This is a genomic window from Leptospira weilii, from assembly GCF_006874765.1.
GTDB lineage: Bacteria > Spirochaetota > Leptospiria > Leptospirales > Leptospiraceae > Leptospira > Leptospira weilii.
In genome coordinates this window covers 140,001-150,000 of record NZ_CP040840.1, presented here as the reverse complement: position 1 = coordinate 150,000, position 10,000 = coordinate 140,001, and the positions used below count along the sequence as shown (strand labels likewise).

Annotated in this window: 8 protein-coding genes (2 of these 8 only partly in view); 3 read left to right on the top strand and 5 right to left on the bottom strand. The window is 38.7% G+C overall.

From position 1 onward, the window contains the following. The 3 genes from FHG67_RS00685 to FHG67_RS00675 form a co-directional block, all read right to left on the bottom strand. Positions 1 to 236 carry the beginning of an HD-GYP domain-containing protein gene (locus FHG67_RS00685; protein WP_004496316.1) on the bottom strand. 1,258 nt of this gene lie to the left of the window's left edge, so the window shows 236 of its 1,494 coding nt (coding positions 1-236); its start codon is at positions 234 to 236; its stop codon lies off the left edge, out of view. Positions 237 to 642: 406 nt separating this feature from the next. Further along, positions 643 to 2,112, bottom strand: coding sequence for an HD-GYP domain-containing protein (locus FHG67_RS00680; protein ID WP_004502608.1), 1,470 nt, complete (start codon positions 2,110 to 2,112; stop codon positions 643 to 645). Between the two features lie 165 nt (positions 2,113 to 2,277). Then, positions 2,278 to 2,895, bottom strand: a complete 618-nt coding sequence (locus FHG67_RS00675; protein WP_142499594.1) for an ACT domain-containing protein — start codon at positions 2,893 to 2,895, stop codon at positions 2,278 to 2,280. A gap of 181 nt (positions 2,896 to 3,076) precedes the next feature. Here FHG67_RS00675 and FHG67_RS00670 point away from each other — a divergent pair, with 181 nt between their 5' ends. Together FHG67_RS00670 and FHG67_RS00665 are read left to right on the top strand one after the other, a co-directional pair. Then, positions 3,077 to 4,906, top strand: coding sequence for an ABC transporter ATP-binding protein (locus FHG67_RS00670; RefSeq protein ID WP_004500580.1), 1,830 nt, complete (start codon positions 3,077 to 3,079; stop codon positions 4,904 to 4,906). A gap of 54 nt (positions 4,907 to 4,960) precedes the next feature. Then, positions 4,961 to 5,359 carry an SET domain-containing protein gene (locus FHG67_RS00665; protein ID WP_002620310.1) on the top strand — a complete coding sequence of 133 codons (399 nt, stop codon included), beginning with the start codon at positions 4,961 to 4,963 and terminating at the stop codon, positions 5,357 to 5,359. Here FHG67_RS00665 and FHG67_RS00660 read toward each other — a convergent pair. Further along, positions 5,348 to 6,574 (bottom strand): DUF3095 domain-containing protein, encoded by a 1,227-nt coding sequence (locus FHG67_RS00660; RefSeq protein WP_142499593.1) that lies wholly within the window; start codon positions 6,572 to 6,574, stop codon positions 5,348 to 5,350. The two genes, FHG67_RS00665 and FHG67_RS00660, sit on opposite strands and share 12 nt — an antisense overlap. A gap of 404 nt (positions 6,575 to 6,978) precedes the next feature. Further along, a complete protein-coding gene (locus tag FHG67_RS00655) occupies positions 6,979 to 9,021 on the bottom strand; it encodes a sigma-54-dependent Fis family transcriptional regulator (RefSeq protein WP_004500586.1) in 2,043 nt (680 codons plus the stop codon). A 555-nt stretch (positions 9,022 to 9,576) separates the two neighbouring features. Here FHG67_RS00655 and tilS point away from each other — a divergent pair. After that, positions 9,577 to 10,000 carry the beginning of a tRNA lysidine(34) synthetase TilS gene (gene tilS / locus FHG67_RS00650; RefSeq protein ID WP_004500604.1) on the top strand. 878 nt of this gene lie beyond the right edge of the window, so only the first 424 of its 1,302 coding nucleotides appear in the window; the start codon lies at positions 9,577 to 9,579; its stop codon lies beyond the right edge, outside the window.

Genomic DNA, 10,000 nt, shown 5'->3' with positions numbered 1-10,000 from the left:
TCTTTTTCCGAAATAAGAAAATAAATTCCCTGGCTTTCAAATTTTTGAAGCCTTGTAACGTCTTCTTCGGATGCATCCGATTTTTTGTGGATTAGGATCTGGCCGTTTTTATTATAAAAATCGACCGGTACTTCACTCTGACTGATAAAACTCTTGATAACGTCAGAATTGAATTCGAATTTTTCCAGAAGTTCCTTATTAACCGAATGTGAGCTATGATTCATATTAGAATTCATTTTATCAAATACCTTTAGTTCCATTTCGAAAAAGGTCTGGTACCCCTTCACAATTCCTACTCCGGAAGAATACAGAATCGGACTGGAAAAAAATTATTTATGAAACGTACATTTTAACTCAAAATCGGTCCGAATCAAAAAAAAATTAATTAATAAATTATTTCCAAAAAACAAGAACTTCTCTCTTAAAAATAGCGAAAAATACGTAAAAATGAAGCCTCAGATGACAACGTAAGAATTTTTAGAAACTTACCCGAATTTAGGAAAAATATCCCTTTTCGGCTCAGGTTGGAAGACTTAGTCTATTCAAAACCAGTCGAGCGCCAAAAGGTTTTCGAACAAACTAAAGTAAAGCATAGGCTTTCTATAAAAACGACTGACTCTTTTGGAATCGAAAAGAGCGATTTCAGGCGTTTTCTTTGGGAAGTTCGCCAGTTTGTTTAATCAATTCTTCGTAAAGACGGGCGTCCATATTCGGATCTAGAACATAAACGATCCTTCTCGGATCTTGATTTTTCTCGAGATTGTAAATCGCCCTTCTTCGATCGAGTTTTAAAGAAGAAATATCAAATCCGGAAATCCTTAGTTTTCCCATATTGCTGAAATTCGGTCGGATGGTTCCGATCCTTTCCAGCATAGGGCGAATTTGAGTTTTATACATCTCCCGAATGATACAAACCTCGAAAAACACTTTCTGATTGGAATCTTGTGTAACTACAATTACAAAATCTCCCTCTTGAATAAAGGGTTGATTATTGCACAAGGAAAGACCGATGTGATCGTAAAAATCCCTCAAAGTCTTTTCATTATATGCAAAAAAACTATTATTTAAAATGAGCTTCATCGCAACCAAAGGCTCGAACGGTTCTCTCCATTCCTGTCTTGTGGTTAAGGAAGCAAATTCCCCCGCAATGGAAATAACTCCAATATCTTCTATGGGAAGGTTATTGGTGAGAATATTCCGTATCTGCTTTTGAATATCGCCGACCAAAACGGTCTTCATCGGATCATCCTTATATTTTTCCTTATAAAGATTGAGCTTATGGATAAGAACTTTCGGCTGAGGGTAATTATTGTTCATCCCTTCGCCTTTGTGAGGACGGTGATGATTGAGAACCAGAGTTTTGATGTTATCATCTAAATCTGGAAGGTTAGCCACCATAAGATAGCTGATGATCGGATGATTTTTGATGTATTCGAATTCTTCCGTCTTCAGATCCTTTTGCACCGGAATTTTCATCTGAGTATAACCCACATCCGCAAGATAAGAAGACATCATCAGGTTCATCTGATCCAACTTCTTCTGCTCCATATCCACTTTGGTAAAAACCTTTCCCGCTCTTACCTTCATCGCCATGGAGATCACGGTGCGTTTCGTGAGTATCTCGGAATCCATTGGAACTCCAGCATTACTCATAACTTCAATGATGTTGACTAACCCGTTTTCCATATCGGGCGTAGATTTAAAGTCTTCTAATATTCCGTCGATAGATTTATTAAGATGTCTTACCTGACTTCCGTGAAGAGGAAATTTTTTTAATTCGGATAAAAAACCTGAGGCATTTCTTGCAAGCTCGACAGTTAATTCAGCGTTAACTAACTTAGCAAAACTTACTTCCCGACCATTTACGGTATCCGATCCGGAACCTTGTTTTCCACCGGCAATTTTCTCAAATTCGGATTTTAAAAAGTAGATTCCCTGGTTTTCAAACCTTAGTAATTTTGTAATGTCTTCTCCGTCAGCATTTTCCTTTTTATGAATGAGAATTTGCCCGTTTCTGTTGTAGAAATCAACCGGAATAACGCTGTTGATTTTAAAGTGTTGAATGATCTCTTCTGTAAAATCGAATTTCTGTAAGTCTTTTTGGGCGTCCATGAGAATAATCTTAAATGGTGAATTTATCTTTTGAATACAATGATACTAGCTAACGTATATTAAATAGCGGCTCAAGAATTCCATTGTTAATCCATGAAAAGGCGGGAATAAACTGTTTGCACTGAATATTTTTTATAAGAGACGAAAAAAAAATTACTTTATCGATTATTTCCAAGAAGAATTTAAACTAATCTCGAGTATATTTCGGCTTACGCGATCCTCTAATGACGAACCAGCAAAACCCTTTCCTGCTTTCGTATCGGAAAGTATAAAGGTATCTTGAGCCCGATTTCCGGTCCGATCCGTCCGAATCGTCGCGGAATGAATGTTAATTCCGTTTTCTTTGAGCACTCCAGTAACAAAGTAAAGAAGACCTTTTCTATCCGGAGCTTCGAGGGTAAATTTAGTTTTAGTTCCCGATTCTATATCTTCGAATTCCAACTTGGAATCGGGGCCGAGGTGATAAGTATTTCTAAGGTCGACTTCGCTTGAATGATGAATGATTTCTTCCAAAGCGAAATCGTCGGTAAATACGGAAGACATTAGAACTCCCAATTTAGAAGCCTTGATTTTAGAATCTGTTTCATCTGATTTTAATGTAAAAATATCATAGCTATAAAATTGGCCTTCCTCTTCTATCGTCCTGATGTCGCCGGAAACGATTTCCCAACCCATAAAAAACATCGCTTTCACCATTTTATGGAGAGTGCCGGGGGCAGTTTCGGTAGTTTTTAAAGTAACCGTATAGAATCCATTGTTCTCTTTATAGTGAAAATGAATCATCCTATGACCTGGTTACAAAGATAATTGTGCGTTTCAAAAAAAACGACTCTTTTCTGAACGTATTCTGTCCCTTATCCGGTGAAAAATTCTTGCCTCAGGGTTTCGAAGGAAAACAGTCAAAGTAGAGTGGAAATGAAAGATATTTGCCAAAAATAAAAGGAACGACATTTCCCAAAATGGTATGAAAAGACCTCTTGAATACAATCCGGACCTGATCCAAAAATCGGAACATTTGCCGTTGGAAAAGGAAAAAGGCTCCGCTAAAAAATGGAAAGCCCTGAATCCGAAAAAGGAAAAACCGAACTCGGAAACAGAAGGCGCGCCAGGTCTTTTGATTTTCGGATTATTCCGGTTCGCCAAAAAATATAAGGGAAGAATTTCCGTCATCATCGGGCTTCTCTGCTTCGAAATCGGATTTTATGCGAGTATCCCTTTTAGTTTTAAATATTTAATCGACGAAGCTCTCATCAATCGAAATCAAAATGCACTTTATTGGATCGGAGCCTATCTTGCGATCGGAACGATTACTTTTACAATTCTCGGAACCGTGAGAGACTATCTTTATAATTGGGCTTCCGCAAGAATTATCCAAGACCTTCGATTGCAGATGTACGAACATTTGGATCGATTGAATTTGGATTTTTTTTCCAACAATAAGTTAGGTGATATTCTTTCCAGGTTTTTCAACGATCTCGCGGCATTAGAACACGCCCTTCTAGCGTTTATTCCTTGGGGACTCGGTCCTCTTTTAGAGGCGATCTTTGGGACTATTCTACTTTTTTTATTGGATTGGAAGCTTGCTTCGATCGCATTGCTCATCTGGCCGATCAGTTTTTTAGGGCCGGGATTTTTATCCAGAAAATCCACGGAAATCAGCTACACAAGAAAATTAGAAGAAGCTCAAGTACTCAGTTTGGTGGAAGAATCTATTTCCGCGCAGAATTTGATCCGGGCTTACGACCTAAGCGATTACTTCTTCAACAGATTCAAGAACAACTGTGAAAAACTATTTCAAGTTTCCCTTCGACTCGGACTGACGAACTCTTATTTGGAACGTTCCGCAGGTTCAGGAATTTTATTTCTTCAAGGAGTCCTTTTACTTGTAGGAACTATATTCGCATATCATAATGCGCTTAGTATCGGAACTTTAGCGGCTTTTTTACCCCCGTTTTTAAATTTAAGTTATTCCTTATTGTATCTTTCCCAATATTTACCCGCGCTGAATCACGCGAGTGGGTCGGCAAAACGGATCTTAGAATTATTACGCGCTCCCGTATTCGAACCAGATCCGGAAGAATCTTCAATCCCGGAATTGAAAGAGGCGATCCACTTCGAAAACGTTCATTTTCGATACAAGGGAAGGTCAAAAAATCTAAGCGATATCACTCTCACGATTCCCAAAGGAAGTTATACCGCCATCGTAGGCAGTTCGGGAGTCGGTAAAAGCACTTTCATCAAGCTTCTTCTAGGAATGGTACAACCTAACGAGGGAAAAATTCTTTTTGACGGTATGAATCTAAATTCCCTATCTAGAAGCTCAGTTCGGTCCCTAATAGGCGTAGTATTTCAAGAGACATTCCTTTTCAACACTACCATCTTTGAAAACATTCGTATCGGTAAACCGAGCGCAACTCTGGAAGAAGCGATTGAGGCGGCCAAAAAAGCTGAAATACACGAGATGATTCTCTCGTTACCTATGGGTTACGAAACAAACGCGGGAGACAGAGGAACCAAACTTTCCGGCGGAGAAAGACAAAGAATCGCGATAGCAAGAGCTTTCTTAAGAAATCCTCAGATTCTTCTTTTGGACGAAGCGACTTCCTCCTTAGACCCGGTAACGGAAGCAAGAATTATGAAAACCCTTTCTTTGTTAAGAGAAGGAAGAACGGTAATCTCTGTGACTCATAGACTTTCCACAATCCGAGAAGCGGATCAGGTTTTTCAAATGCGAAATGGAAAACTGGAAAGATTCTCCGTTCCGGAGCCCGAACAACAAGCGATGGTTCTGTAAGGAATTCCTTTTCTTACTTGCAATTTTTTTCCCAACTAAATTACATTCTTTCCAATGCTCTTAGTACCTACATACATCGCTGATTCTCCGATTGGCGGCTTCGGCCTTTTTGCCGGTCGAGACATTCAAAAAGGCGAGTTGATTTGGAAATACCATCCTAAGACGGTCTGGGTTTTAACTGATCAAGAATTGAATTCCCTTCCGCTATCCGTTCAAGAAATGTTTCGCACTTATTCCTATCAAACCGCCGAAAAATGGTTCTACTGCTCGGATAATTCCAAGTTTATGAATCACAGTGACGATCCGAATACGAAAGAAGATTTTACGAGCGATCAAACGAACCCAATGGGACAAGACATTGCAACGAGATTGATTCTAAAAGGAGAAGAACTCACCTGTAACTATAAGCTTTTCGACGATAATTGGAAAATAAAACTCGGTTTAATTTCTTGACGCTTTTATTTGTTCTTTGAGCCGAATTGCGGCGAGAGCGTAGCCTCCGTCCGCCGAATCCACAAAATGGACTTCCCTCGCGGAACCTTCGTGTAAAGCGCAAGTCATCAAAGCCCTATCGGAAACATGATATCCATAAAAGAGTTTTCCTTGTTTATAAAGATCGTCCAAAAATTTGAGAAACGATTCTCTGGAATCGGAATCACAAGCAACGACCATTTTTAATGTTCCGTCGTATTTCCTAAAATCAGAAGCAAGTACTTGAGATTTTCTTAATTCTCGCAGTTCCATTCCGTTCACTTTCGGACCGAACTTCCATTGTGTATTGATGGCAAGATTGAGCGTAATCCCTTCGATTTTGATCTTGAGCATCTTTAAAAAATGAAAAATTCCTTTTCTACTTCCGGAATGAACCGTCGCTTCTTTACGAAAATATTTTCCGGATAGATCCACTTTGATTTTTTCTTCTTTAAGAGGATGAATTTCCACATCGTTCCCCAGGAGAACGCCAACTTGATCGAGGACAATTTTCAACAATTCTTGATCGGAAGCAACGCCCGAAGAATTCATCTTAATGATAAACGAAACAGTTTCTCCCCGATGGCTTGGGATATCCTGCCAACGACAGGTAAAACCTGTAAAATCCGGTTCAATCTTAGCCTTATGAGTCAATGAGATAATATAAGGGTTCGCCGAATCGTTATTCTTAATGAGATTTTCCGCCATATCTAAAGCGTTTCCCGTTAAGATCGCCTGATTATAAAATTCGGAAATTTTTAATTTACAAAGTTTTAATTCTTTACCGCTTTTTTTCAGCTCCCCTACGTTTACGATTCCGACTCTGAGCTTCAAGCCAAAGTTGTTTTTCACCGATTCTCGAATTGAAAATAAGATATCTTTCACTTCGGAAAGAAGGCTATCCGGAAGCAACAATGTCATGCCGTCGCCTCCGAATAAAAACGGATAATCCATATCCCCCATGAGATTGGAGACTGCCATCGCCGTAATACCACCCGCTATGTTTACGTCCTTATAATGTCCATTTCGAATTGCGTCTGTCGAATTCACCACATCCGTGATGACTATATTCCAATCGTCTGGAACGGTAAAATAATTGGAAGGTTCTATAATTTCCGTAAAAGAGGAAAGTGCTGGCAGATATTTATAAAAATTCTGAGTATTCAACGTTGATTTTCGATCGATGGTTTGAATCATTTTATTTCACCTAATAACAATTATATTTTATTCCAAAAAAGAATTTTAAAAACTTCCTTACGGCGTGTCTTAAAACCTACCAAACGATCCTTAAAGAGCGAAGGCATTGAGGTTTGTTGTACTCTATCAGAAAGATCAAGCTGCAATAACCTGTCTCAAAACTGGGACAGGTTATTGCATTAGAGTTGTTGAAAAATTCAATAGCGGAGATTAACAAAGCTGCTCCAATCGCCCGTTTCAATGAAACAGAAATAGATGGAGAAGTAATTTTTCAACAATTCTATTGAAAAAACTTTACATTTTTAGAAATCAATCCGGATCGAATTCAAAAGCTTCGAAATCAATAGATGCTATACTCGGAAATTCTCCAAATTTTTACACGTATTTTTCTAACTTACCCGAAATCAATAATCAATCTTGAGATCCTTAATCTTTTTATCCAAAGTGTTTCGATTAATCCCTAAAAATTTAGCGACTCTAGTTTTGGTATATTTGAACTTTTTCATCGCGTACTTAATCAGACGGGCTTCCACCTCACCTATTATAACTTCGATTGCTCTTCCGTCCAGAGCGTCCAAATGCGAGGAGGAAAATCTGGAATTGGCTATTTCCAAAGATGTTTCCGAATCACCCGTTTCAAGGTCAAAATCTTCGTTTCCGTAGAGAAGACGTCCATTGATCTCGGAGAAGTCTTGGATGTCTAACATTTCCAATTGTGAAAGAACAACCGCGCGTTCGATAACGTTTTCAAGTTCTCGGACATTTCCGGGCCAATTGTAATTCATCAAAAGCTTATGCGCTTCTCTTGTAACCCCTGTGATTTTTTTACCGTTTTCTTCCGCATACTTCGCAATGAAGTGATTGATCAAAAGAGGAATATCGTCCGCTCTTTCACGAAGAGGCGGAGTATGCATATTTACGACATTGAGTCTGTAGAAAAGGTCCGGTCTGAATTTTTTCTCCGAGATTAATTTTTCCAAATCGGCATTAGTCGCAGCGATAATTCTTACGTCGATTTTTTTCGGTTTTATAGAACCGACCGCTTCGATTTCTTTTTCCTGAAGAACTCTCAAAAGCTTGGATTGTAAATTGAGATCCATCTCACCGATTTCATCAAGAAAAATCGTTCCCGTATCGGCCATTTCGAATTTTCCTTTTTTATCCGAAACCGCCCCGGTAAAAGAACCTTTCTTATGACCGAAAAGTTCGCTTTCTAATAAGTTTTCTGGAATCGCCGCACAGTTGATTTTAATAAACGGTTTATCTGCACGGGAGGAATTGTAATGAATCGCGGATGCGATCATTTCTTTACCGGTTCCTGATTCTCCCGTAATTAAAACGGAAGCTCTTGAATCCGAAACGAGATGAATCATCTCAAAAAGTTTTTCCATCGGTTTGGACTTGCCTATCAGAGACCCAAACTTATATTTATTCTTTAATTCTCTTTTAAGGAGAACGTTCTCTCTTGAGATCTCTCTTTTTTCCTCGTCGATGAGTTTTTGAATTCGAATTGCTTGGTAGATTACGGAAGCAACCACTTGCAGAAAGTCTAAATAAGTTTTCAGATCAATATATTTTTTATGGACAAAATAAACGCTTACGACTCCTAAAACACCAGTATCGGACTTGATCGGAGCCGCGAGAAAACTAACGTTCTCTGGATTATTTTTAAAATGAGCGGCGTTGCCCACCCGATTCAAAAAATTTTCGTCGTTTGCGATCGATTCCACGATAATCGGCTCGCCCGTTTCAAAAACTTTTCCGGTAATTCCCTCTCCGGGAAGATAAACCCCTTTTTCCATTTCTTCGGCGGTTAAACCGGAGGCTGCTTCGAGTTTCAAAATCGCTTTTTCCGCTTCGAAAAGAACGATACTTCCCCGCTCTAAGTTTAAGGATTTTTCCAAACGATCCATGATGTCTTCGAAAATTTCCTGAAGAACCAACGTAGAAGTAACGGTTCTAGAAATATCGATTAACACTTGTTGTATCTTATTCTTTTGTTCGAGCTGTCTGAAAATTTGTAAGTTCTTAAAAATCTGTGCGGCTTGATTGGCAAGGGTCGAGATAATTTCCAGGTGCTCGTCATTAAAAGCGCCTTTCCGACTGGAATCCAAGGAAATAACGCCGATTACTACGTCCTCGACGATCATAGGAACCGCCAGCTCCGACATAATATCGTCCTTTATGGAAATATAATGCGGATTAGCCGTAACGTCGCTGACGATCATACCCTCACCGGATGCGGCTACAATTCCGGTAATACCCTCCCCAACCTTTAATTTTACCTTGGTTCTAACGGAAGGATTCATACCCCGAAAGGTCACAATATCCAAAACGTTTTCTTTTTCATTGATCAACATCAAAGAACCCGAGCCGACTTCGCAAATCTGAATGCAACGTTCTAGAATTAAGTCTAGAAGTTTATCCGGATCCAAAGTAGAATTCATGGCAGTTGCAACTTCTTGTATAGATCTTAAAGGACTTGGCTTCACATATCCCGACATGCTTAAAATTTTTGCGATTTGACAATTTTAGAGTCAATCCAATTTTCATTTTTCGCTTATTTATAAAGCGATTTTTTTCAAAAATGCTAATAAAATTAATGCTGGTTGGCATGATTTTGGGATAGATTCGATTTCAAGAAAATTTGCACCTTGTAGTTTTTGGCTCTATCCGGAAAAAATTCGGTTTTGAAGTATTTTAACGTGAGTTCGGCGTAAGAAATCCATGATTCATCTTTCTGTAGGAAGTTGGAATTTGAACTCTGTAAATCTATTCTTAAAATGTGGGAACTACAACAAATCGCGATTTTACGAGCAAATTTTAAAAGCAGGAACTTCTACTTTTAGAAAATTTTCTCATTTTCTTACGCCGAGCTCACATTATTTTAGTAAATAATTCTCATCCCTTGTATAACGCCGTATTTTTACAATTCGCGGATGTGTGATAATTACTCTTGCAGCAATCCCAAGAACCCGTTATACCTGCATTAACCAACTCAGATGAGAGATAAAATCTCCGAATCCACACGAAATATTTTTGATACGGTTTGGAAAAGAATCATTCCTTTTCACGAGATGATACTGTCTCGCTCCGCTGTTCTTTCCTATTCCGGCGGGAAGGATTCTTCCCTTTTACTTCACTTTTATTTTTGGCTTTGGGTCGAAAAAAAAATTCCCGTACCTTGCATTTATCACTTAGACCATTCAATCCGATTCAATTTAGAACAGGAAAAAAAAATCCTCGATTATACGGAAAGTACGTTTCCATTTCCGAATTTATTCAAAAAAAAAAATATTCCTGCCTTATCTCGAAAGTTAGGCAAAACACTCGAAGAGACTGGAAGAGCTTTTCGATATAAGGATCTGGAAAAAATTTCAAATCAATACGAAGGTTATATTGTTACCGGCCATCACTCTACCGATT